This window comes from Duganella rivi, from assembly GCF_009857435.1.
Classification (GTDB): Bacteria; Pseudomonadota; Gammaproteobacteria; order Burkholderiales; family Burkholderiaceae_D; genus Rugamonas; species Rugamonas rivi.
On the sequence record NZ_WWCK01000008.1, the window covers coordinates 226,176 to 249,724 of the forward strand.

General features: G+C 60.8%; 18 protein-coding genes. 5 read left to right on the forward strand and 13 right to left on the reverse strand.

Annotation, left to right across the window (positions count from 1 at the left end):
• Nucleotides 1-91 precede the first annotated feature (91 nt).
• From GTP45_RS26005 to GTP45_RS26020, 4 genes are all read left to right on the forward strand, one after another.
• A complete protein-coding gene (locus GTP45_RS26005; protein ID WP_161016730.1) occupies nucleotides 92-466 on the forward strand; it encodes an ASCH domain-containing protein in 375 nt (124 codons plus the stop codon).
• A gap of 3 nt (nucleotides 467-469) precedes the next feature.
• The gene (locus GTP45_RS26010) at nucleotides 470-1,546 is read left to right on the forward strand and encodes a hypothetical protein (RefSeq protein WP_161016731.1); all 1,077 of its coding nucleotides are present in this window, start codon (nucleotides 470-472) and stop codon (nucleotides 1,544-1,546) included.
• 52 nt (nucleotides 1,547-1,598) lie between these two features.
• On the forward strand, nucleotides 1,599-2,153 hold the full coding sequence (locus tag GTP45_RS26015; RefSeq protein WP_161016732.1) for a GNAT family N-acetyltransferase: 555 nt from the start codon (nucleotides 1,599-1,601) through the stop codon (nucleotides 2,151-2,153).
• A gap of 193 nt (nucleotides 2,154-2,346) precedes the next feature.
• Nucleotides 2,347-3,213, forward strand: coding sequence for a head GIN domain-containing protein (locus GTP45_RS26020; protein ID WP_161016733.1), 867 nt, complete (start codon nucleotides 2,347-2,349; stop codon nucleotides 3,211-3,213).
• A gap of 10 nt (nucleotides 3,214-3,223) precedes the next feature.
• On the opposite strand, the gene GTP45_RS26025 is transcribed toward GTP45_RS26020, so the two are convergent.
• The 10 genes from GTP45_RS26025 to GTP45_RS26070 form a co-directional block, all read right to left on the reverse strand.
• Entirely contained in the window at nucleotides 3,224-4,723 is a 1,500-nt protein-coding gene (locus GTP45_RS26025) for a methyl-accepting chemotaxis protein (RefSeq protein WP_161016734.1), read from the reverse strand.
• A 26-nt stretch (nucleotides 4,724-4,749) separates the two neighbouring features.
• Complete coding sequence (locus tag GTP45_RS26030; protein ID WP_371874523.1) at nucleotides 4,750-7,023, reverse strand: putative bifunctional diguanylate cyclase/phosphodiesterase; 2,274 nt, start codon at nucleotides 7,021-7,023, stop codon at nucleotides 4,750-4,752.
• A 93-nt stretch (nucleotides 7,024-7,116) separates the two neighbouring features.
• Entirely contained in the window at nucleotides 7,117-7,749 is a 633-nt protein-coding gene (locus GTP45_RS26035; RefSeq protein WP_161016736.1) for a GIN domain-containing protein, read from the reverse strand.
• 113 nt (nucleotides 7,750-7,862) lie between these two features.
• On the reverse strand, nucleotides 7,863-10,394 hold the full coding sequence (locus GTP45_RS26040; RefSeq protein WP_161016737.1) for a chemotaxis protein CheW: 2,532 nt from the start codon (nucleotides 10,392-10,394) through the stop codon (nucleotides 7,863-7,865).
• 124 nt (nucleotides 10,395-10,518) lie between these two features.
• Complete coding sequence (locus tag GTP45_RS26045; RefSeq protein WP_161016738.1) at nucleotides 10,519-10,806, reverse strand: PsiF family protein; 288 nt, start codon at nucleotides 10,804-10,806, stop codon at nucleotides 10,519-10,521.
• A 57-nt stretch (nucleotides 10,807-10,863) separates the two neighbouring features.
• Nucleotides 10,864-14,196 (reverse strand): DUF4214 domain-containing protein, encoded by a 3,333-nt coding sequence (locus GTP45_RS26050; RefSeq protein WP_161016739.1) that lies wholly within the window; start codon nucleotides 14,194-14,196, stop codon nucleotides 10,864-10,866.
• Between the two features lie 80 nt (nucleotides 14,197-14,276).
• Nucleotides 14,277-17,390, reverse strand: coding sequence for an alpha-1,6-glucosidase domain-containing protein (locus GTP45_RS26055; protein ID WP_161016740.1), 3,114 nt, complete (start codon nucleotides 17,388-17,390; stop codon nucleotides 14,277-14,279).
• A 139-nt stretch (nucleotides 17,391-17,529) separates the two neighbouring features.
• Nucleotides 17,530-17,970: an STY0301 family protein gene (locus tag GTP45_RS26060; protein ID WP_161016741.1), complete on the reverse strand. Its 441-nt coding sequence runs from the start codon at nucleotides 17,968-17,970 to the stop codon at nucleotides 17,530-17,532.
• A 14-nt stretch (nucleotides 17,971-17,984) separates the two neighbouring features.
• Entirely contained in the window at nucleotides 17,985-18,371 is a 387-nt protein-coding gene (locus tag GTP45_RS26065; RefSeq protein ID WP_161016742.1) for a BPSL0067 family protein, read from the reverse strand.
• 205 nt (nucleotides 18,372-18,576) lie between these two features.
• Nucleotides 18,577-19,317 carry an SDR family oxidoreductase gene (locus GTP45_RS26070; protein WP_161016743.1) on the reverse strand — a complete coding sequence of 247 codons (741 nt, stop codon included), beginning with the start codon at nucleotides 19,315-19,317 and terminating at the stop codon, nucleotides 18,577-18,579.
• 108 nt (nucleotides 19,318-19,425) lie between these two features.
• Here GTP45_RS26070 and GTP45_RS26075 point away from each other — a divergent pair, with 108 nt between their 5' ends.
• Nucleotides 19,426-20,310 (forward strand): LysR family transcriptional regulator, encoded by an 885-nt coding sequence (locus GTP45_RS26075; RefSeq protein WP_161016744.1) that lies wholly within the window; start codon nucleotides 19,426-19,428, stop codon nucleotides 20,308-20,310.
• A 3-nt stretch (nucleotides 20,311-20,313) separates the two neighbouring features.
• On the opposite strand, the gene GTP45_RS26080 is transcribed toward GTP45_RS26075, so the two are convergent.
• The 3 genes from GTP45_RS26080 to GTP45_RS26090 are packed head-to-tail and all read right to left on the reverse strand — an operon-like array spanning nucleotide 20,314 to nucleotide 23,543.
• Complete coding sequence (locus GTP45_RS26080; RefSeq protein WP_161016745.1) at nucleotides 20,314-21,828, reverse strand: tryptophan halogenase family protein; 1,515 nt, start codon at nucleotides 21,826-21,828, stop codon at nucleotides 20,314-20,316.
• Nucleotides 21,829-21,841: 13 nt separating this feature from the next.
• Entirely contained in the window at nucleotides 21,842-22,846 is a 1,005-nt protein-coding gene (locus tag GTP45_RS26085) for a cupin-like domain-containing protein (protein ID WP_161016746.1), read from the reverse strand.
• On the reverse strand, nucleotides 22,839-23,543 hold the full coding sequence (locus GTP45_RS26090; RefSeq protein ID WP_161016747.1) for a SapC family protein: 705 nt from the start codon (nucleotides 23,541-23,543) through the stop codon (nucleotides 22,839-22,841). Before GTP45_RS26090 ends, GTP45_RS26085 begins: the two co-directional genes overlap by 8 nt.
• Between the last annotated feature and the right edge of the window lie 6 nt (nucleotides 23,544-23,549).

Here is a 23,549-nt window from a genome sequence, read left to right on the forward strand (position 1 = left end):
GAGGAGGTCGGCCTCCCATCAGAAGTGTATTGGGGTTTTTTTCAGATTACCACATCTCAACTTAAAGCCATTTTGAAAAATTCGGGGGATTATGAAAAAGCGCGTTCTCTTGTCTATTCATCCTGAGTATGCTGAGGCGATTTTGTCAGGGCATAAGGAATTCGAGTTTCGGAAAGTTCTTTTTAAAGAAAAGGTAAGCGAGGTTGTAATCTATGCGACCGCCCCTGTGTCGCGTGTTATTGGCTCTTTCGAGGTGGAGGATATTTATTCTGCATCCCCTAATGAGATTTGGGAGCGGTCTAAAGATTTTTCTGGTGTAAGTCGTGAGTTGTTCAATAATTATTTTCATGGAAGAAATTTGGCACATGCAATAAAAATTGCAAAGCCTGTGAGATTTTCTAGACCTAAGCTCTTGTCTCACTACTTGAAATCTAACGTTCCACCTCAATCTTTTTGTTATATTTAAACTATGGCGACTGGTTCTGATCCATTTTATGGTTGTTTGTGTTTGGAGACTGCGAGTAATGTTAATGGCCCAATTCCTCCCATCCGATCGCGGCGGTCACTTGGTATTTTGCTGCCAGAGATTCATTTTAATATTTGGGAAAAAGATGCTGGGGATGGCCCTCTTCTTGACATTGGATTAATGCTATCTGTTGATGAACCTGCTGAGAGAATTGAAATATTTTTGCCGTGGGTATTAGACGTAGCCGAAATTGAAGATCTTTCTGCGAGGGTTCTGGCTCGAAATGGTGTTTCAGCAATTTTTAATGAGTCGTGGACTACGTCTTCTACGCCTAATAATCTTGGTGGATATGTCACCAGAGATGATGGTTCAATATTTACGATTGTTCCTTTTAGCCCGGTAGTTCTGCCGAGAAATCATAATTCTAATTTATTTAATTCGGTAATTGTTGATGTTGCGCAACTGAAGACGATACCATCAGTCTTTTCTACTAATCGAGCTTTAGATCAAATATATGTTCGATTTCGAGTAAAAAAAGTGCCCCCAGAGTTCTATCAGGTAGGTATTGATCAAGGGGATGTCTTCGGTGGTGGTGCGCTTAATCGAACAGATATAATCGATTTCAGAATGAATGTTCGTCGAGGTGTTCCTCCGGGTCTTGAGACACTTGTTAAAGGTAGATTTCTTGAATTTTCCAAGGTTCAACTTTTTTTGATGAAGCCGCGCGATCAAGACATAGTTTTCGAGGATAAGCTATTCAAAGCATGTCGTTCTTTGGAGGACGAAAAATTTTGGGCAGAATATATACTGCCTGCTGGTGCGACACAGTCTCAAATTAAAAAAAGTTTGAAGCAGGTTCAAGGTAGTCTTGGTTATCAGTGGAAAAAAAGTGCTCCCGCTTCTGTTTCTGAAATTTCCGAATTTGGCATGCTTGCACGGTTTAAGTCTTTTAAAATGAAAAAGCGTACTATTACGTTATTTTTGATTCTTGCTTTAGGTATTGGTGTATTAGGAAATCTTGTTTATGACTTCGGAAAATCGATGATTGAAGAGAAATCTGAAAGAGAAAATAATCCATAAATAATAATTTCTGATTTTTCGAACTGTTGAACAGCGCTAAAGAGGGTATAAAATGAAGATTATACTAAACCAAAAGAGTGTTTTGGCCTCGCCGAAATTAATGGAATCTTTTTTTCAGCTTGCCCAGGATGATATCGAATTCCTTAGGGGATCCTATCCGAATTTTGACAAATGGCTTTCCACAAAGGTCTTTCCAGGAATAATGAGCGGCGAAAGGACATTAGTTTTAGAGCAAAGAGGTAGCCATTCTGTCGGACTTTTGATAGTGAAGCATACTGCTAATGAGAAAAAGTTATGCACTTTGCGAGTCCGGCCCGAGTTCGAGTATAGTGGGATGGGGGTACGTTTATTTAATTCGGCTTTTGAAATTCTGGAGACATCTCATCCTTTATTGTCGGTTTCAGAAACTGCATTGCCGAAATTTTCTCGTATTTTTGAATATTTTGGCTTTTCTTGCGAAAAAGCCTATCGGAACCTTTATCTTCCAGGTGTTCAGGAGTTGTCGTATAACGGAATACTTAATAGTGAAGAAATTCAGGGTAAAGAGCGTGAGAGATGCCAACAATCTTTTGCGTCCAAAAGAGATGATTTGCTTATTTTAGTGTAACAAGGTAGCTGCATATCAGTTCCTCAAGGAATTTCATATGCCGCACTTCCAATTCATGTGTGTAACGGTGGTGAAGGTAGCACCGCCGTTTGCGCGTTTCATCCCCGTTTTTCTACCGTTTGTCGCACGGCGCGCGCGCGTGGCGGGGACGGTGGCTATAGTGGCGGCACTATAACTCACAGGACACGCCATCATGCGCCGCACTCTCATTGCCCTCGCCACGCTTTCCATTCTCGCCGGCTGCGCCGTTATCGTGGTGCCGGACGGCGACGGCAGCGTGCATTACAAGTCCGCTTTCAGCAGCGATGCGGTGCAGGGCAATGGCCAGAATCTGGTCGAGAGCCGCCAGGTCGCGACGCTGGACGGCATCGATATCAACGGCCCGATGGTGGTGGAGATCCGCGTCGGCCAGGCCACGTCGCTGCAAATTGAAGGCGACAGCAATATCGTGCCGCTGGTGCGCACCGACGCCAGCACCGGCACGCTGCGCGTTTGGGTGGACGGTAATATCCGCACCAGCAATCCGCTGCGCCTGACTTACACCACGCCGACTTTAAAGCAGTTGTCGGCCAACGGTTCCGGCGCGATGAATGTCTCCGGCCTCAATGGCGGCCCGCTGAATGTGTCGATGAACGGTTCGCGCTCGGTGCAGTTGAGCGGCTATGTCAGCCGTCTTGAGGCGCGCCTGAATGGCTCCGGCGGTTTGAATGCGTCCGGTCTCGATAGCCAGACCACCAGCGCGCGCCTGAGCGGCTCCGGCCGGCTGGCGCTGGGCCGTGTCAACGGCGACGCGCTGAATCTGGAGGTGCACGGCTCGGGCAGCGCTAGCGCCAGCGGCAATGTGCGCAATATGACGGTGCGCCTGAATGGCTCCGGCGGCGCCGACCTGGCCGGCCTGACCAGCCAGACCGCGGAACTGAACACCAACGGCTCCGGCAGCATTTCGGCCGCCGTCACGCAGTCGGTGGTGGCGTCGGCCAATGGCTCCGGCAGCGTGACCGTGTACGGCAATCCGGCGCAGCGCACGGTCAGCGGCAAGCACGTACGGATCGTGCAGTAATCAACGCACTTTAGCGCACTTTAAAGAACGCCATCGAGCTTTGTAGCTGCTCCGCCTGCGCGCTCATTTCTTCGGCGGTGGCGGCCAGCTGTTCGGAGCTGGAGGCGTTCATTTGGGTGGTCTGGCTCAGTTGGCTCATGGCCGAATTGATTTGGCCCGCGCCGGCCGATTGTTCTTCCGACGCCGCCGTGATCTCCTGCACCAAGTCCGAGGTGCGTTTGATATTCGGCAGCATGGTGTCGAGCAGGGCGCCGGCTTTCTCCGCCAGCGAGACGCTGCCCGACGCCACTTGTTCGATTTCCTGCGCCGCCACCTGGCTGCGTTCGGCCAGTTTGCGCACTTCGGCCGCCACCACGGCGAAGCCTTTGCCATGTTCGCCGGCGCGTGCCGCTTCGATGGCCGCGTTCAGCGCCAGCAGGTTGGTCTGGTAGGCGATATCGTCGATGATGCCGATCTTCTTGGCGATCTCGCGCATCGCCGTGACGGTGGAGCGTACTGCTTCGCCGCCTTCGCCCGCTTCCTGCGCGGCCTTGCCGGCCATGCTGTCGGTGACCTTGGCGTTCTCGGTGTTCTGCGAAATGGAGGCCGACATCTGCTCGATGGCGGCGCTTGATTCTTCCGCCGCCGCGGCCTGCTCGCTGGCGCCTTGCGACAGCGATTGCGCGGTGGCGCTGACTTGTTCCGAGGCGCTGGCCAAGGCCTCGGCGCCGTCGTTGACTTCGCCCACCACGCGCTGCAGGTTGCCGACCATGCTGTTCATCGCCGCCAGCAGGCTGGTGGTGTCGCCCGGCTTGACGCGTACTTGCAATGCCAGGTCGCCATTGGCCACGCGGTTGACGATGTCGGCGGCGTAATCGGGTTCGCCGCCCAGTTGCTTGAGCAGGGCGCGCGTGATGAAGGCGGCAATCAGCGCTACCGCCACCAGCGTGCACACGGCGATGATGATGGCGTTGCGCACTGCCGCCTGCTTGGCGGCCACCGCGCGCTCGGCGCCTTGCTTGCCCAGATTGACGTTGTAGTCGAAATGTTCGTCGATGCTGGCCTGGAAGGCCTGGATCGTCGGGAACGCCTGCTCTAGCAAGTCGCGCGCCTTGTCGTTGTGGTTGAGGCGCGACTGTTGCAGGGTCGCGTCGATTTGCGGTTGCACCTTGGCCCACGCGTCCTTTTCCCGCGCCAGCAAGCCCTTGTCGTTGTCGTCCGAGATCAGGCCTTCGTACTTCTTGATGTTGTCGTCGACCCGCACGCGCATTTCGTCGACCTCCTTGTCGAGCGCCGCGTTTTTTTTCTCGTCGGTGTTCAGCACGTGCTGCGTGACGCGGATACGCATGCGCAGGAAGCTTTCACGCAAGCGGTCCAGCGTGACGAGGCTGGGCACGGTGTTTTCGGTGGAATAGTTGGCGGCATCGTAGACTTCATCCATTTGGTACAAGCTGGTAGCCGCCAACAGCACGATGCCGGCCAGCGCGGCCCCCGCCAGTAATCCCATCTTCTGCGCAACGCTTAGTTTCATTGCTTTCCCTCCGGGTTGTAAGTGGCTTACGCGGCCGCCACTGCCGTACCTCCTTGTAACCTTTGGATCAGGGCCGGCAGCGGCACCGGCCGCGCGTACAGGTAGCCCTGCATGCTGCTGCAGTCGTGGGCGATCAGGAAGTCGGCCTGCGCCTGCGTCTCCACTCCTTCGGCCACCACGCGCAAGCCGAGATGGCCGGCCATGGCCAGGATCGATTGCACCAGCGCCTTGCTGCTGGCGTCTTCCGGCGTATCCATCACGAAGCTGCGGTCGATCTTCAATTCGTACAGCGGCATTTTCTTCAGGTAGGCCATGCTGGAATAGCCGGTGCCGAAATCGTCGATCGAGAAGCGCAGGCCCATCTCGGTCAGCTGGTGCATGCGGGCGATGGTGTCGTCCATCTTGTCGATCAACAGGCCTTCGGTCACTTCCAGCACCAGCAGGCGCGCCGGCGCGCCGGTGTCGGCCAGCACGCGCTGCACTTGTTCGACAAAGTCGTGCTGGCGGAACTGGGTCGGGCTGACGTTGACCGACAGCGGCATGGCCAGGCCGGCCGCCTGCAACCGCAGCACCGCTTCGCAGGCCTGGCGCAAGGCCCAGGCGCCCAGTTCGACGATCAGGCCCGATTCTTCCGCCACCGGGATGAAGACGTTCGGCGGCACCATGCCGCCGTCGGCTTGCGGCCAGCGCATCAGCAGTTCGCCGCCGATCACGCGGGCGTTGCGGTCGACCTGCGCCTGCACGTGCATTTGCAGTTCGTTGGCGGCCATGGCGGCGGCCAGGTCGCGTTCCAGGGTCAGGCGGCGCTCGACCTGCGCCTGCATCTCCGATTCGAAGAAGGCGATGCCGTTGCGGCCATCGGACTTGGCGCGGTACATGGCGGTATCGGCCTCGCGCAGCAGGTCGTGCGCGGTTTGCTGGCCGGCTTCGCCGCGCGGCAGCATGGTGACGCCGATGCTGGCGGTGGAGTTGTAGGTCTGGCCTTCGATGTCGAAATCCTGGCCGATGGCGCTGCGGATTTTTTCCGCCACCGTCAGCGCCGCGTGGGTGGCGCCGGCCAGCTCGTGCGACAGGTGGCCGAGCAGCACCACGAATTCGTCGCCGCCGATGCGCGCCACGGTGTCGGCCTTGCGCATCAGTTTGCTGAGGCGGGCGGCGGCGTTGCACAGCAGGGCGTCGCCGATGGCGTGGCCGCGCGCGTCGTTGATGGTCTTGAAGCGGTCAAGGTCGATGAACATGACGGCGCTGTAGGTGCCGCCGCGCTCGGAGCTGGCCAGCAGCTTGTCGATGCGATCCATCAGCAGGCGGCGGTTGGGCAGGCCGGTCAGCACGTCGAAGAAGGCCAGGCGGTGGATGTCGTCCTGCGATTTCTTGCGCTCGGTGATGTCGCGCTCGACCGCCACCCAGTGGGTATTGACGCCGCCCTCGTCGGCAAACGGCACCAGCTCGGTCTCGACCCAGTAGGCTTCGCCGCTCTTGGTGTAGTTGAGCAGCTCGGCACGCACCGGCTCGCTGCGCGCCATGTGGCGCTCGATTTCCTCGACCACCGACGGCTCGGTGCCGGGGCCGCGTAGCAGGCGCAGGTTTTGGCCGATCACCTCGTCGCGGCGGTAGCCGGTGCGGCGCTCGAAGGCCTCGTTGACGAAGATGATGTGCTGCGCGGTTGCCGGGTGGTCGGCGTTCTTGTCGACTTCGGCGATCAGCACCATGTCGTTCAGGCGCGCCACTGCGGCCGAGGTCAGGCGCAGCTCGGCATTGAGCAGGGACAGTTTATCGAGCGAGCGCTCGAGGTGCTGCAGCAGCACCGCGCACGACAGCGTCAGCACCGCTGTCATGAACATGAAGTTGATCGAGATGATGGCGGCCTTGAGGAAACCGTAATCGGGCAGGCCTTCGAGGTGCAGGTTGGCGTTGTCTTCAAAGCCCAGCACCATCACGGCCAGGCCGGCCATGACCAGCGTCCACAGCGCCGGGCGCAGGCCGAGCAGCAGCGCCGCCAGCACCGGCACCGCCATCAGGTAGATCTGGCTGACCGGGCCGACCTTGAGCAGCAGGGCAATGCCGAGCACGAAGGCCACCGCCAGGAAGTTGACCACGCGCGCGGTGTAGGCCAGGCTGCGCCAGCGCCAGATCACGCCGACCCAGACCAGCGCCACGCTGTCGACGATGGCAATCGACCACATGCCCTCGCTGACGGCCAGCAGCACGCTGGGCACAGCCGTGGCCAGCCCCAGGATGAACACGACCAGTAGCAGTTTCGCAAAGATTTGCGCGCGCCAGTGCGCTATGTCATTTGCCACGGCCACGGGGACCACCTCCAGGTGCGTTTGCGGTTCTTATCTGATGCAACCGATAGTACCCGCATTCGCACCTCGTGTCACCGTGGCAATTTATCAGTCGCCGGCCTTGACGCTGCCGATCCCGGCCACGTCCTTGTTGACGGTTTTCGGGTGGCCGTAGTAGGTCAGGCCGCCGATGCCTTTGGCCACGGCGTTCAGCAGTTCGGAGGCGTACACGCTGATATTGCCCACGCCTTCGAACTGGACGTCGACGCGCTCGGCCTGCAGCTTGCGGGTATCGACCTCGCCCACGCCCTTGGCGGCCAGGCGCAGGTACTTGACCTTGCCGTTGGCGGCCAGGTGGCCGGCGCCGAGGTAGCTGATGTCGAGGCGGTCGGTGTTGACGTTGTTGAGCAGGGTCTCGCCGGCGCCTTCCACCTTGACCCGGCTCAGCGAAGGCACGGTGATAGTGATGGTGGGCGCGCCCTTGGACGAGCTGAATTGCTTCTCCGGCAGCGAGATTTGCAGCTCGTTATCGATGACTTCGGTTTTCAGCAGGCTGACGAATTTGTCTTCGCCGCTGACCACCACCGACTGCTTCTTGCCCACTTCCACCTTCATGGCAAACGCGCCCTTGGCGTTGATGGCAATGAAGCCGGGCAGGGTGCGCGTGGCTTCGGCAGCGTGGGCGGCGGACAAGCCAGCAAACAAGGCGGGGATCAGGACGGCGACAGCGGTACGGCGCATGATAATTCCTCGGTAAAGTTAACAAATTCGACATGTTAATTTTACTGAAGTTTTATCCTGCGCCGCGAAGTTTGCGATGAACGGTCGAAATCGCGGCGTGTGTTGCGCTAGTGCTACGCTCGCAGGCGCGCGAACAGGCGTTCGATGTCGATTTCCTGGATCAGCAGGTTGCCCTGGTTGGCCTTGATCAGGCGCGGCGCCAGCGCGCTGTCGCCGCCGCCCAGCGGCGACTCGGTCATGTCGATGGTGTCGAACTGCTGCACCGAGTGCAGGTCGTCGACCAGCAGGCCGATGGTGCTGGCGCCCTGGTGCACCAGCATCACCTGGCTGTTGTCGGTGACCGTGCCCGGCTTGCCGGTGGCCAGCAGCGCCAGGTCGAACACCCAGACGAAGTGCTTCTGGCCGCCGGCCAGCGGCACGTCCAGCATGCCGAGGCGGGCCGGGTGGCCGGCGCTGGTGGTGCGCTGCACCTTGGCGAACGGCACCGCTTCCTGGATCTGCGCCGCGCGCAGCGCCATCAGGGTGCGGCCGGCGTAGAAGATGGCGAAGTCGGGGCCGGTGTCGCGCAGGCGCTCGATGCGCACGCTGGCGCGCTGCGGCAGCTCGTGGCGCACCGGCCCGAAGGCTTGCAGCAGCACCGCGATCACCGGCTGCTCGACGCCGTCCACGGCGCGGAATTCGCGGTAGCCGGCGGCGCGGGTGCAGGCGGCAATCACGTACTGGCCGTCATGCTGGAGGATGCGGGCCACGCTGGCCGCGCCCTCGGCCGCCTGGGCCAGCAGGCCGGTGTCGAATTGCAGCAGGTCGCCCGGCGCGCAGGCGGCGTCGGTGCTGGACAGCACGCGGCCTTCCGGCGTGACGAAGTAGGCGCGCATATTGGCGCGGCCGGCCACGCCGCTGTGCAGCATGTTGAGCAGCTCCGGCTTGGTGTCGAACACGATGCCGATGCCGCCGATCACGGTGGCGCTTTGCTCCGGGTGGCGGATCGCCGCGTGGTAAGTGTAGGCGTGCTCGCCGCCGTACAGCGCCGACGGCGCGAACGGTTCCGGGTAGTGATCGAGTTCGCTGCGCAGCGCGCACACGCGGCTCAGCGTGTCGCTGCCGATGCTGCTGCCGACCGCGTCCTGGTCGCCGGTGCTGGCGATGATGCGGCCGCTGCGGTCGTAGACGAACAGGCGCGCGTACACGGTGTACAGGCTGTTGATGTAGCGCAGCACTTCGCCGATGGCGGCGGTTTGCGCGGCCGAGGGTTCGGCCAGTCCGCGGCGCAGCTGGGCCGATAAGGCCCACCAGCGGCAATCGTTGGCGCGCTCGTACAGGTTGCGGTCGAGCATGTCGACCAGCAGCTGCGAGGTCAGCCCGGCCTCGCTGATGCTGGAGGCCAGCACGGTCTGGTACAGATCCTGGATCGAGTGCGAGAACAGCGCGTCGCTGCGCTCGCCGGTCTCGGTGATCTGGTCGAGTACGGTATTCAGCTTGTTGATGCCGCCGCTGTGGCTGCCATCGGCGTTGACCTGGTCGTTGGCGGCGCTGGTGACCTTGCCGTTCCAGACGATGCGCTCGATGGTGCGGGTGGTCTTGGTGACGGAACTCATCAGGTCGTGCAGCGAGGGGCTGAAGGCCTGCGCGTGCGACAGCAAGCCTTGCATCAGCGCCGGCTCGACCTCGGCCAGCGAGTTCACGCCGTGGTCGCGGAAGGCCAGGTCGACCGGGATCATCAGCTGCGCCTTCCAGCCGCTCGGGCCGGGATAGCCCTGGTAGCCGGCCGAGCAGAAGGTGCGCACCAGGTATTCGCGGCCGCCGAACATCAGCAGCTGCGGGTGGCCGTCGGCGTTGGTCGGCACGCGCACGCCGGCCGGGATCCACAGCGGGTCGGCGCTGCTGATCACGCGATCGTGGGCATCCAGCAGCAGCATGTTGGCGCGGTGCGAGGGGTCGCGGTAGGCGGCAAAGATGGCGTCCATCTCTTGCTCGAAGTTAAAGCACAGGCACAGCACGCCGGCCGGTTCGCCGGTCTCGGGATGCAGCATGCGGTGCGAGTAGACCAGCGCGCGCGATTTGCCGGGACGCAGGTCGGTGGCGCGGAAGGTTTCGAGGTAGCCGCTGGCATCCAGCGTGGCTTGCAGCAGCGGGTCGCGGCTGTAAGTCACGGGCGTGGCCGGATCGGCTTGCACCAGCACCCGGCCTTCGAGGTCGAGCAGCAGGATTTCGTCGTAGACGGTGTACTTGTCGCGGTAGTCGGACAGGCGCTGGCGCGCCTGCTCGCGGTCGTCGTCCAGACCGGCGACAAAGCGGCACAGCTCGACGTCGGTGGCGAGGAAGCCGACATCAGCGGTGCGCTCGAACAGATTGCGCACCAGGATGTCGATCGCGTAGCGCGCCTGGGTGCCGAGGTCGGCCAGCACGTGGCGCACCTTCTCTTGCACCAAATTGGCCACCAGCGCTTGCTCCAGGTGCGCAAACCCGGTGCGGGTGGCCACCATGGCCGGCAGCAGCAGGCGCGCCTCGGCCGGGCAATTCATCTTGGCGGACGACTCGATCAGCCGCCACATCTGGTTCAATTCCCGCAGGGAGAGTTCGCAGCGGGCAACGTCGGGCATATGGGGTAGGAAGCGGCCCGAATTAGCTTCATGGTAAATGGTCATTACGTTCAGCTAGACACAAAAAATAGTCTTAGAGCAATTAATGTGCCAAGGAAATATCTATGTTCCATGAAAAACGCCATCCGCTGGGGATGGCGTAGGCTGGGCGCTGCGGCTGAGGGCCGGCTTATTTGTTGCTCAGGCATTCTTTCATGAAGGCCTTGCGTTCATCGCCTTTTTTGCCGGTGGCGTCGGCATTACATTTTTTCATCTTGTCCTGCTGGGTCAGCTTGGGCGCTTCGGCGGCGGGCTTGGCGCTCAGGCACTCCTTCATGAAGGCCTTGCGTTCATCGCCCTTTTTGCCGGCGGCGTCGGCATTACAAGTTTTCATCTTGTTCTGCTGGGCGGTCGGCTCGGCCGCGTACACGGCGCCGCTGAGGGTAAGGATCAAGCTGGCTACGAACAGTTTTGTCATGGTCACTCCAGTGGTTGGACGGCAGCTTTACTATACGACAGCGTTGGCTAGCCGTCACTACCCGCCATACGGCGTGTACTCAAAACCGTTACCGATCACGCCGATCAGCGCGGCCTGGTTTTCGGCGCTTTCGCTGAACGAGACCAGCACTTCGGCGCGGGTGGCGTTGTTGTGTAGGGCATCGAACCAGTATTGCTGGCCGGCGACGTCCGGCGCGCGGTGCAGCACGTTGTTGTACAGCAGGGTGACAAAGCCGGCGTCGTCAACTGCCGCGCCGCCGTTGCGGGCAATGAATTCGGCGCTGGCGACGAATTGGCTGGCCACCTGTTTCAGGCTGCTGCCTTGATCGAGCGCCTTGATCCAGTAACCGAGTCCCGCTTGGTCGGGTGTGCGGCCAAAGGCGGCTTGGTACAGGCGGTAGGCCTGGCCGCCGTTGCCATCGATATCGAGCGCGATGGCCTTGGTGTTGAACAGCAGGCGTTCGACATCGACCAGCGTGTCGCTGGTGGTGGCGCCGAATTGGTAGTTCACCACGGCTTGGTTGCCATTGCGCGTGACGCGGAAGAACGAGTCGGCGTCGCTGTAGACCACGGTATCGATGCCGGCGCCGCCGTGCAGGGTGGCGCCGTTGTGCTGGCCTAGCAGCAGGTCGTCGCCACTACTGCCGCCGGCGGCGAACGGCGTGGTGGTGATGGTGTAATTTTGCAGGCCGTCGAAAGCGACTCCGGCGGCATTGACGAGGGCGCCGCTTTCGATGCTGAGCTTGTAGGTCATGCCCGGCTTCAGGTGCGGTATGGGCAACGGGAGTACCAGCGTGGTATTGAATCCCGCGCTAATCTTGTATTGGCTGATGGAGTAGGTATTGCCGGCCTCGTCGACGAGCTTGATCTTATTGTCGCCGATGAGGCGCAGCGCTTCGTTGAAGTTCAACACAATCTTGTCAGTGAGCTGGTGCAGGCCGGCTTCGCCGCTGGTAGAGGTCAGCAGCTGCGGCTTGGCCGGGATAGCCTGCGCCGAAAGCACATAACTGTCGGTGAAGGTCGTGCTGCTGCCCTTGTTTTGAACTTGCACGTAGTAATCACCGCTGCTCTTGACGGTATAGCCGAGCGTGGTGCTGGCGCGGATCGCGTTGCTGGTCGTCATAAGGTTATGCTTACTGTCAAACAGCATCAGCGGTGCGTCATAGACGGCGCTAGAGCCGTTGCTCTTGGCTGCGCCTTGCACGTCGAACTGATAGGTGACGCCTTCTTGCAGCGAGACCTTGAACCAGTCGCTGTCGTCGACGTAGTTAATGACGCCGCGCACCGATCCGCCCACAGCCAGCGCGCCGATGGTAGTGGAGGCGAGGCCGGCGCCGTAATCATCGGCGCCGAACTTGGTGCCTATCAACTGGTACGCAAGGACGGGCGCGCCGCTCTGGCCGCTGATTTTAAAGTAGATGTCGCCGCTGCTCGTCGCCGTGATTAAGGTGGTGTCGCCATTGCTGCGCACGTAAGCGCCTTGCTTGTCGGTGACGTCCAGGCTTAGCCGCCATGAGTCATTGGGCACCACGTCTTTGAGCTCGATGGCATAGGTCTCGCCGGCAGTGACGCTCATCTTGTAGTAGTCGATGTCGCTGGAGACTTCCAGCGCGCCATTGACGGTGGCGCCGGCCGGCATAACAGCGGCGCTGACCGGGGTATTGCCGACATCGTCGCTCTGAACCAGCGTAGCCCCAAGCGAGTAGGCACCGCCGCTGGTTCCGATCTCAACGTAGAACTTGCCGCTGGTGGCGGTGGTGTACGACAGTAGCGGCGCGCTGCTGTATTCGCTAGTCGTGCTTGCCAGAGTATTGCCTTGAGCATCGACGATCTTGACCGTGGCCGAGTAGTAGCCGAGGCCACTGTTGTTGTAGCCTGACGGGCGCTGCAGGATCACGCCATAGGTCTGTCCTGCCGTCATGTTGAGCGCAAACCAGTCGCGGTCAGCGTACGATTCCAACGTACCGAGCGTGGTGCCGTTGAGCGTGAGATTGCCGGCGCTGGTTGTATTCGCGCCGAAATCGTCTTTGGCGAGCGTGGCGTTCAACAGATAGGACGCCGGCGTGCTGCTGGCGCTATTGATGGTGATGTAGTAATCGCCATCGGCGGAGGGCGTGAAGGGGGTGGTGCCATACTGCCAGTTCAGGCTGGTGGCGATGTTGGGGCCTTGGATCTTAAGCCATGCAGAGGCGTTGGCGCTGCTGCTGGTATCGGGCGAGAGTTGCAGCTCATAGGTGACGCCGGCCTTGAGCGTCAGCTTGAACATATCGATATCGTTGGCGAACGCGCTCACTCCGCGCACTGGCGTGTTGAGGGCGATGGCGGTCGCGGTGGCCGCTGTGTCGCCGTAGTCGTCCAGCGTGCCGCCGCTGGCGGCCAGCGTATAGCTGCGTTGATAAGTCTGATCGGCATAGAGGTCGCTCACCTTGACGGCATAAGTGCCGCTGCTTTTGGCGATAAAGGTCAACTCGCGGGTGTTGGTGGTGGACGTGTCGGCGCCGACGCTGTCGACTAAATTGCCGGCCGTGTCATAGAGCTTGAGCACGAGTCCGTATGAGTTATTGACGCCCTTCAAGGTCACGGTGTAAGTGCTGCCGGCCTTCAGATCGAGATTGAAGCGGTCGGTGTCGCCAGCGTATTCAATCTTGCCACTGACTTCAGCACCCACTTGCAGCAGGCCGGGCTGGACGCCGTTGGCGGTGTAGTCATCGGTGCGCAGCAGCGAGTTGAGGTGGTACTCGCCGGCGAGGTTGCCACTGATGGCGATGAAATAGTCGGTCGCCACCGCCGTCTCCACCGGGTAGCTGTCCACTGGCTTGCCGTTGATGTCATAGATCGCAATGCTACTGGTTGCGATGTCGTCGCGCGACCAGCTGAATGCGTAGTGCTGGCCCGGCTCGGCGTGGAATCTGTACCAGTCGGTATCGCCTGCCACTTCACAGCTGCCTTGCACGCTGCTGCCGGCAGTGAGGACGGCAGTGGTGTGGATGTCGGCGCTAATCGCGTCGGGTGGCTTGATGGCGGCCGTCACTTTGTAGGGGCCAATGCTGTAGCCGACATCCAGATAATAGTCGCCGCTGCGGGTCGGGGTAAATTCAAAGGCAGGCCCGCTGATGTACTTGCGTCCACCGGCGCCGGCCAGCGGCGTGGTGCCATCGCCGATCGACAGGTACATGGTGCCGACGTCGCTGATGTCGAGTGGATTTCTCGCACCGAGTAGGCTGAAAACGTAGGTGGTGCCGGCCGTCAGCGTGGTCTTGAACCAGTCGGCATCGTAGAGGTAATCAAGGTTGCCGATGGCTGAACCGCCGATGGGAACCACGCCGGTGGTCTTGGTGTCGTTGCTGTACTCGTCGTCTTGATAGGCCATGGGTTGCGGTGATGATAGGAGAGTTGCATGTTAGCATCTTCGTAAGCTTGTAAATCTCTCACATCATCACCGCAGTTGGTTTAGTCGATGCCGCCCTCCACAAACACCACGGTGCTGCGCGGCGGGATGGTGAAGCTGCCGTTGCGGCTGTTGTAGACCGCGCCGTTGGCCGGACGCAGCAAGCGGTGCACGCGCAGGTAGCGGCCGGCCAGTTCCGGCACGTTCACGGTTTGCGCGCTCTTGGTGACGTTGAACACGGTGACCACCGACTGGTATTTGGCGCCCTCGTAGCGGCGGCCGTCAATGCTCATTACGATCACGCCCGCCGTTTGCGCCGGCCCGGTGTTGTGGAAGCGCAGGCGCTCCGACACGTCTTGCGCGCTGCGCAGGCGGAACAGGCTACTGTCTTGGCGGATCGCCAGCAAGTCGTTCATGGCGTTACGGGCGCTGATGATGGCTTGCGTGTCCGGCTTGATCAGCGGGTTGGCCAGGATCGGCGACATCAGATACCAGTTGCTCTGATTGACCGCTGCCAGCGGCAGGCCGACGCCGAAGTTGTTCGACTGGTAGCTGTAATCAAGCTGGTTGAACCAGTCGCCGGCGTCGTAGCTATCGCGATCCATTGACTTGGAGCGCAGGATTTCCTGACCGGCGTGCAGAAACGGTACGCCTTGCGACAGCACGGTGATAGCCGCGCCCAGATTCTGCGCGCGCACGCGGTCGGCCAAGCTGGTGTTCTGCGGCAGCTTGTAGGCGTTGAGGTCGAACAGGGTCTGGTTATCGTGCGCTTCGACGTAGTTGATGGTTTCCGCCGGTTGCGCGGCAAAGCCCGCCTGCTGGCCGAAGTAGTCGATCTCCGAGTTCTTGCGCACCACGCCATAGCGGTCGGTAAAGCGGTAGTCGCGCAGGGTGCCGGACAGCGCTACCTTGGCAAGGTCGCCCAGGCGCAGCAAGTCGTCCTTGGTTTGCGACGAGTGGCCGTTGTTGTCGTCGTAGACGCCGTTGATCAAGCCTTGCTGGCTGAGCAGGGCGTCGCCGCTGTCGCAGCAACCGCCGCCGCGCACGGTGTCGCGGATGCGGTCGTTGAACGAGCCGATGCCGCTGCCGTACATATTCGCTTGCCGTGCTTGCACGAAGCGGCTGTCGTTGGCGACCGTGCCGAAGTTCCAGGCCTCGCCGTACAGATAGATGTCGCGGCCGGCCGCCTGGTTGACGGCGGTTTGCAGCTGCTTCATCACGGCCAGCGGCGTGAAGCCCATGATGTCGAAGCGGAAGCCATCGACCTTGTAAGCGCGCGCCCAGGTAGCGGTGGAGTCGATCATCAGCTTGGCCATCATGGCGTTTTCCGAGGCGGTATCGGCGCAGCAGCTATCGTTGGTGATACCGCCGCCGGCATTCAGGCGGTAGTAATAGGTCGGGACGATTTTATCGAGCACCGACAGCGGGCCTTGCTGCGAAGCGCTGGTGTGGTTGTAGACCACGTCCATCACCACCCGCAAGCCTTGTTCGTGCAAGCCTTGCACCATGGCGCGGAATTCGCGCACACGCACCGCGCCGTCGTTGGCGTTGGACGAGTAGCTGCCTTCCGGTGCGCTGTAGTGGACAGGGTCATAGCCCCAGTTGAAGCAGTCGCTGCCGCGCGCCGCTTCTACTGCCGCTTGCTGTTCGGTGCCGTTGGCGGCGGCGTTGGGAATGCTCGGCGTGCTGCAACCAGTTTCGTTGACGCTGGCAATGTCAAACGTCGGCAGCAGGTGGATGTGGCTGAGGCCGGACTTCTGCATCTGGCGCAGGTGGCGCATGCCGTTCGATTGCTCGTCGGTGAAGGCCAGGTACTTGCCGCGGTGGGCGGCCGGCACGCTCTGATCGTTCACGCTGAAATCGCGAATGTGCAGTTCGTACAGCGAGATGTCGGTCGGGTAGGCCAGGCGCGGCGGGTGGTGGATATCCCAGCCGTCCGGCTTGAGCGCGCGGCTGCTGAGATCGGCGACAAAGCTGCGCTGGCTGTTGGCGTTCAGGCTGAACGAGTAGGGATCGGTCACGGTGTTGTTGACCAGCGTGTTGCCGGCCCAGCGCGACAGCACTTGCACGTTGTAGGTGTAGTAGTAGCGGTTGACCCAGCTAGTGTCCGGCGCGGTGTAGCTCCACACGCCGCTGGCAGCGTCGCGCACCATGGCGCGAGTAACAGTGGCGGCAGCGTTGGCGTCCGGGTACAGATTGAGGCTGACCGATTTAGCAGTCGGCGCCCAGACGCGGAAGGTCGGTGCACCGCCGTTGCGGGCATAGCTGACGCCCAGCGTGGTGTTGGTGGCAGCGCCGGCAAACACGCTGTCGAGCATGCCGCTCAATTGCAGCGAGGTCACTTGCACCAGCTTGCCAGCGCTGTCGAATTGGGCGATGGCGAATTGGTTGCTGGCCTTGGCTGCGATGGTGGCGGCATCGCTGGACGACATGCTCAGCGCGGTAGCGCTGGCGAGGTGCGGATACTTTTGCTGGAGCGCGCTTGGCAGACTGGCGGCGCTGGTCAGCACGATGCTGCCATCGGCGCCGCTGACGCCATCGACGCCCGAGCCGAGGCCGCCGTTAGCGGCGTAGTACAGCTTGTAGCTGGCGCCGCTGACGGGCACGCCGGGCCATGCGAGGGTAGAGGCGGTCAGCCAGTGCGCGTTGGCGCTGTTCAGGTTGCCGAAGCTAATGGCGGGCTGGCTGTTGTAGACGGTGCAGTCGCCTTCCAGCAGCCAGACTTCCTGACCGGCAGTGGCGATATTGCTGGTGAAGTTGGCTGATTGGTCGTTGCCGCAATTCTTGTTGCCGCTGCCGTCGGTGACCAGGAACCAGATCGCCGACTTGCCGGTGTTGACCGGAATATCGACGTAGCCGCCGAAGCTGTCGGACTGGTTCATCATGAAGCGGGTGGTGATCCAGGCCGAGCTCGGGTTGAGCGGGCCGTCCCACGAGTAGACGCCCCACTGGTCGGTATCGCCCTGCGTGCGGTGGAAGTGCATGCGGATATTGCCCGCTGCGACCGGGCTGGTGGTGATGGCAGCGGCGCCTTGCACCGTGCGGCTGCCGAGCGCCTTGGCGGCTGGCATAGGGGCATCAGCTTCGCCGCCACCGCCGCAAGCCGCCAGCGCCGTGAGCGTGCCCGTGGCAAGGGCGAGTTTCAGCCGTGAAACTAAACTACAGTTAAGTTTCATACATAGTCTCCATTGTTGTGTAGTGATCTAGCCTCCAATCTTCTATGGACTGGATGGGTTTGTAATATTACTACTTAAAAAATATGGAAATGATAAATATTTTTCAGGCGTGTGGTGTGGCCGGTACACGCGGGCTCGTCTACTTGCACTGGATTTGTATTTGATGCTGCCCGGCCTTCGTCCCCTTGCTGTAAGTGAACTTGCACTCCTGGGTATCGTCCGGCAGTTGCCGGGATAGCGTCACCTGGTTATGTTCGCCATAGGTGCATTGCAGCCATTTCCCTTCAGGGAAAGCGCCGTCCAGCGAGTAGGTGTACGACCACGTTCCCTTGCTCCGGGTCTCCTTGAAGTCCGCAAGATCTCCTTTCATTTCGGGCGGGCCGGCCATGGGCGCGGCGGCGTGAAGGTACATGGGGGAGGCGACGTAGGGGATCCAGCCGGGCTTGGCGTGGATCACTTGTAGTCCCTCGGCGGGAATGGCGTCCGGGCATTCAAACGATGTGGCGGGTGTTGCCAATAGTGGCGCGGGTACAGAGAGCGCTAAAGGCAACGCGCCGATCATCAATTTTCTGAGGTGCATAGGTCTTCCTTTCGTTACTCGATAACGAAGAAGGCGTCGGCGTTGTCGCTCGGACGTATATAGGCACCATTCCTGGTTTTGCCGCGACTAGGAATGAAGCGCGACGATATCTGCGTTTTCTTTTCGTTCTTCCACTGATCCATGATCCATATGCCGTTGGACGCGTGGCGGAGAAAAAAAGCGGCGTGATTGCCATGGGCTAAGCGCGGGTATCGGCCGTTGACGAACGTGGCGATTGCGGTTCCCTTTTTGAGATCTTTGCTGTCAAGGACATGCGCACCTTGCTGCCAAGCCGTAGTCACAGGTACTTTGGCGTAGTGCTGAACCAGCGCTACGCATTGATGTGAGCCGACAAGCGGCGCGCCTTCGAGCGCATCAACTTTTGAATACGTGTAAGACATTTTCGCCTCCTCATGTTGAAGTTAGGAAAAACTGTCTTTACTGTATTTCTGATTTCCTCTTGGGATATTGAACTGAAACAAGTTCCTCTTTGCTTGGATGAGGGCCGTCCGCTGCGCCACGCAGTACAACGCCCGGCGAGGGTTGGACCCTGCCGGAGCGTCGTAAATTCCGCTTCCGTCTTGAAGACGTGGCGTTTGATTGAGCTTAGAACTCTTGCACGGTTGGGCGCAGGACGATTTCGTTGATGTCGACGTCGGCCGGTTGTTCAATCGCGTAGGCGATGGCGCGGGCCACGGCGTCGGCTGGAATCGCCTGCTTGTAGAACTCCTTCACGAAATTCGAGCTGGCTTCGTGCGAGCTGCCCAGCTTCAGTTCGGAATCAACCGCGCCCGGTTCAATGGTGGTGGTGCGGATGCTGCCGCCCACCTCATGGCGCAAGCCTTCCGAGATCGCGCGCACGGCGAACTTGGTGCCGCTGTACACGGTGCCGCCCGGGCTGAACACTTTGATGCCTGCCACCGAGGCCACGTTGATGAAGTGGCCGCTGTTCTGCTTGCGAAACTGCGGCAGCGCGGCAGCGATCCCGTACAGCACGCCTTTAACGTTGATATCGATCATGCGATCCCACTCATCGACCTTTAGTTCGTCCATCGGCGCAATCGACATCAGGCCGGCGTTGTTGATCAACACGTCGACGCGGCCGTAGATGCGCACGGCGGTGTCGATCAGCGCTTGCACTTGCTGCTTGTTGGTGACGTCGGTGGACACCACTTCAGCCTTGCCGCCAGCAGCGCGGATTTCACCGGCGATCTGCTCCAGCTTGTCGGTACGGCGCGCACCGAGCACCACGGAAGCGCCGCGCGCGGCCAGGTAACGGGCGGTGGCTTCGCCAAGACCGCTGCTGGCGCCGGTAATCACAACGACTTTGTTTTCGATGTTGTTCATTTCAGGACTCCTTGTGGTTGGTTGATGAAGCAAGTATAGGGAGCCTGAGTATGGGAATAAATGGAAATGATATGATTTGAGAATTCCATTTTTTGGAACTATAAAATCATGCTGAACCGATTGGAAATGCTGCGCATCTTCGTGGCCGCCGCTGAAGCGCGCAACTTCAAGGAAGCCGCCACGCGGCTGGGGATTTCGCCGCAAGCCGTCACGCGCGCGGTGCAGGATCTGGAAGCGGCGCAAGGCGAGCTGCTCTTCCACCGCAACACGCGCGGCGTCCAGATCACCACCTACGGCGAGCATCTCGCCACGCAAGCGCGCGACAGCGTGCAGCGGGTGGACGCGTTATTCCAGTCGCAATCGGCGCAAGAGCCATCGGAAGGATTGGTGCGGCTCACCGCGCCGGTGGGATTGGGCCGGCGCCTGATGCTGCCGGTGCTGCTGGCGCTGGGCCGCGACTATCCGCTGCTGCGTTTCGATATCCAGTTCAGCGACACCCACTCGGACGTGGTCGATGAACGCATCGACATCGGCGTGCGCTTCGGCGCCATGCACGACAACCGCTACGTCGCGCGCCGCGTCGCGTCGCCGCCGTTCCGCACGGTCGGCACGCCGGAACTGATCGCGCAGCACGGCAAGCCGAAAAACCTCGAGCAACTGCACCAGCTGCCGACCACCTCGCTGCGCGACCTCAGCACCGGCCGGCCATGGCCGTGGTACTTCAGCGGCGGCCAGCACATCTCGCCGGTCAACCCGCGGTTTTTGAGCAGTGATTCGGAAGCGGAATTTGACGCCATCATGGCCGGTATCGGCTTTGGCCAATTACCCGGTTTTATGGCCGATGAACACATCGCCAGCGGCAAGCTGGTGCCGGTTCTGCAAAAATTGCAGCCGGAGGCGTGGGATATTTACGTCTACCGCCCCCAGCGCGGCCCGGTGCCGCCGCGCATCCGGCTGGTGTTCGACCAGCTGGTGGCGGGGCTGGGCGGCTAGAACTTACGCGGCGCGTGCACCCGCGTCCGGGCGGCCGCAGTAGCGCTCGACGTAGGCCTGGTGGGTCGGCAGCTGCACCACGGTACGGTCGATGCGGCCCTTGATGCTGCCGAGGAAGGCCTTGAGTTCTTCGTCGCCCATCAAGTCGGCGGTCTGGTGGTGCGACTTCGGCATGATGCCTTGGCCCAGCATCACCTGGATCCACGAGTTTTCCGCAAACAGCTCGTTCGGAATGCGGAACACGCGGCCGGTTTCCTTGAACAAGTCGATGCGGTGCTTGAGCGAATCAGGAATGCTCATCTCGCGCGCATCGATCCAGAACTGCGAATCGGTGCGGTTGTTGACGTGGTAGTGCAAGATGATGAAATCGCGGATGTGATCGATCTCGCGGTTGCACTGGGCGTTGTACTCATCGATATCGGCCTGCTGGATGCCGTCCGAAGGGAACGATTGCATCAGGCGAATCACGCTGCGCTGGATCAGGTGGATGCTGGTCGATTCAATCGGCTCCAGGAAGCCGCTCGACAGGCCGATGGCCACCACATTGCCCTTCCAGGTATTGCGGCGCTGGCAAGGCTGGAACTTGATCACGCGCGGCTCGATCAGCGTCTTGCCTTCCACATTGGCCAGCAGCTGCTTGCGCGCGGCGTCGTCGTCCAGGTAGCGGCTCGAATACACGATGCCGTTGCCGACGCGGTGCTGCAGCGGAATGCGCCACTGCCAGCCGGCCTGGTGCGCCATCGAACGGGTCAGCGGCACGGCGTCGCCGACCGAGGTGGTTTGCACCGCGATCGCGCGGTCGCAGAACAGCCATTGCGACCAGTCTTCCACGTCTTCCTGCATGGCCTCGCCGATCAGCAGGGCGCGGAAGCCGGTGCAGTCGATGAACAGATCGCCTTCAATTTCCTGGCCCGAGGCCAGCGTGACCGAGCGCACGTCGCCGTTCGGATGCTTGGCGTAGCTGACGATCTTGCCCTCGATGCGCTGCACGCCGCGCGGCTCGCTCAGGCGGCGCAGGTACTTGGCGTAGCGGCTGGCGTCGAGATGATAGGCGTAGTTCATGCCGTTGTTCGGCAGGTGGGCAAAGCGGTTTTCCATCGACGCTTTCAGTTCCAGGCAGTAGTCGCCGTAGTCGCTGGCGACGCCGCGCTCCACGCCCTTGTGCCAGAAGTGCTGGAAGCCGGCCGTCCAGTGGTCGGTGCCGGTGATGCCGAACGAGTGGATGTAGTCTTGCTTGACGTTGCGCCACGATTCGAAGCTGATGCCGAGCTTGAAGGTCGCCTGCGTCTCGGCCATGAATTCCTGCTCGTTGATTTCCAGTACGTTGTGGAAGTTCATCAGCGTTGGAATGGTGGCTTCGCCCACGCCCACGGTGCCGATTTCTTCCGACTCGATCAGCTTGATGTCGAGCAGCTTGCCCAGCACCTTGGAGATGCCGGCAGCGGCCATCCAGCCGGCGGTGCCGCCGCCGCAAATGACGACGCGGCGCACGGGTTGGCGATTGTTCGGGTCACGCATATTCAGGGTCTCCTTAGCGGTTTAGTCTTTTCAGTAATTGGGTGCGCAGGGCGCGCGCGCCGTCGGCGTTGAACGGCGCCAGCACGCCGCGTGCATGCGGCGGAATATGGGCGGCCGTTTCTTCGTCGGCCTCGAAAATGTAGTGGCGGAAGATTTCCTGCCACGCCTTGCGCTGCTCTGGCGGCAGGTCGCGCATGGTGAGGAAGGCCGCCATCAGGGCGTTGGTCGGCGTGTCCATGTAGTCGGGCGACTGGCGCCACCAGTAGTTGACCAGCACATTGAACGGCGACAGCGCCTCGATGTGATGCCACCACATGCTGGGAATGAACAGCGCATCGCCCGGCCCCAGTTCGGCCACCTGCGCGTGCTTGAGCGCTTCGGCAAACCTGGGAAACTTGTCGAAGTCCGGCTGCAGGAAATCGACCAGGCTGACGGCTTGCCCGGCCGGCGTGAAGTCGACCGGGCCGACGTACAGGTTCTCCAGCTGCTCCGGCGGGAACAAGGTGAAGCGGCGCTGGCCGGCCGCCACCACCGCCACATTGTCGGGCAAGTCGTAGTGGGCGGCGATGCGGCTGCGGTTGCCGATCCAGATGCTGGCCAGCGCATCACGGTGGCCCAGGTTCAGATCATTGAACTGGCGGAAGCCGGGCAGGCAGGTGTCGATGGTGGTGGAACCGACATACACGGTCGGCGCCGGATTCATGTGGCGCTTGTTTTCGATCTCATCGAGCACGCCATTCAGCTTGGCGTGGATGGGCTGGAAGTTAAAGCCGCTCAGATCGTCGTTGTAGAAAAAGCGCCCGGCCGCTTCCGGCGGGCCGAGCATGGCGCCCACGGTGGCGCCCTGGTAGTAGCGGCGCAGGTAGTCGCTGCCGGCGCGGTCGGATTCCAGCGCGGCGCGCACCATCGGCCAGCCCGACGCCAGGCCGCGCAGCACCACTGGCGTGGTGGCGGTGAGGATGGCGTCGGTCAGGTCGTTCGGCCCGAGGCCGCTGACTTCACGGATGGCTTCAGGCATGGAGGGTGGCGTTCTTGCGGTCGATCAGCATGCGGAAGTTGGACAGCGACGCCAGCACCATGTAGATCGGCGCCAGATAGCCGGCTTCGTGCAGCTTGCCGATGTGCTCGCCGCTGAGCGCTTGCAGGCGGTCTTCGTTGATGGTGTAGAAGCCGACCAGGCGGTTTTGCGAGCCGTCGTTCAGTTCCACGTCCAGCACAAAGCTTTCCAGCAGTTCGAATTGCAGCAGCGCGGCCAGGAAGCCGGCCGATCCCTGCAAGCCCTGGTGGATGCCAAACAGCAGCGAGTTGCTGCGTTCGAGGAACTCGGTGCTGCCGCCGTGCGGCTTGAAGATTTCCTCGCCCTCGGTCAGGCTGACGCGCGGGTGGTTGATGTCGATATTGACCATCAATTCGTCGCCGCTGATGCCGATCATGAACGGCTGGCGCTCGATCATCATCGGCAGGTAAGGCGCGTCCCAGCGGTCGCCTTGCAGGAACAGGTTCTCGCCTTCCTGGAAACCGAACAGCGCGACCGGCTCGAAGCCGAGGCCGTCGATGGTCTTGCGGAATACGATGGGGAAGCAGGCTTGCACGTCGCGGAACTCGGACGGGAAGGTAACGGCCGACATCACGTTGTCGCCGAATTCGGCGCCGCGGCGGGTAATCACGCGCACATCGCGGTGCTCCAGGTTGTTCAGTAAAACTGCTTTCGTCATAAAAAT

Coding starts and splice junctions, on each gene's coding strand:
- GTP45_RS26005 (WP_161016730.1), top strand. CDS start 92: ATGAAAAAGCGCGTTCTCTTGTCTATTCATCCTGAGTATGCTGAGGCG.
- GTP45_RS26010 (WP_161016731.1), top strand. CDS start 470: ATGGCGACTGGTTCTGATCCATTTTATGGTTGTTTGTGTTTGGAGACT.
- GTP45_RS26015 (WP_161016732.1), top strand. CDS start 1,599: ATGAAGATTATACTAAACCAAAAGAGTGTTTTGGCCTCGCCGAAATTA.
- GTP45_RS26020 (WP_161016733.1), top strand. CDS start 2,347: ATGCGCCGCACTCTCATTGCCCTCGCCACGCTTTCCATTCTCGCCGGC.
- GTP45_RS26025 (WP_161016734.1), bottom strand. CDS start 4,723: ATGAAACTAAGCGTTGCGCAGAAGATGGGATTACTGGCGGGGGCCGCG.
- GTP45_RS26035 (WP_161016736.1), bottom strand. CDS start 7,749: ATGCGCCGTACCGCTGTCGCCGTCCTGATCCCCGCCTTGTTTGCTGGC.
- GTP45_RS26040 (WP_161016737.1), bottom strand. CDS start 10,394: ATGACCATTTACCATGAAGCTAATTCGGGCCGCTTCCTACCCCATATG.
- GTP45_RS26045 (WP_161016738.1), bottom strand. CDS start 10,806: ATGACAAAACTGTTCGTAGCCAGCTTGATCCTTACCCTCAGCGGCGCC.
- GTP45_RS26050 (WP_161016739.1), bottom strand. CDS start 14,196: ATGGCCTATCAAGACGACGAGTACAGCAACGACACCAAGACCACCGGC.
- GTP45_RS26055 (WP_161016740.1), bottom strand. CDS start 17,390: ATGAAACTTAACTGTAGTTTAGTTTCACGGCTGAAACTCGCCCTTGCC.
- GTP45_RS26060 (WP_161016741.1), bottom strand. CDS start 17,970: ATGCACCTCAGAAAATTGATGATCGGCGCGTTGCCTTTAGCGCTCTCT.
- GTP45_RS26065 (WP_161016742.1), bottom strand. CDS start 18,371: ATGTCTTACACGTATTCAAAAGTTGATGCGCTCGAAGGCGCGCCGCTT.
- GTP45_RS26070 (WP_161016743.1), bottom strand. CDS start 19,317: ATGAACAACATCGAAAACAAAGTCGTTGTGATTACCGGCGCCAGCAGC.
- GTP45_RS26075 (WP_161016744.1), top strand. CDS start 19,426: ATGCTGAACCGATTGGAAATGCTGCGCATCTTCGTGGCCGCCGCTGAA.
- GTP45_RS26080 (WP_161016745.1), bottom strand. CDS start 21,828: ATGCGTGACCCGAACAATCGCCAACCCGTGCGCCGCGTCGTCATTTGC.
- GTP45_RS26085 (WP_161016746.1), bottom strand. CDS start 22,846: ATGCCTGAAGCCATCCGTGAAGTCAGCGGCCTCGGGCCGAACGACCTG.
- GTP45_RS26090 (WP_161016747.1), bottom strand. CDS start 23,543: ATGACGAAAGCAGTTTTACTGAACAACCTGGAGCACCGCGATGTGCGC.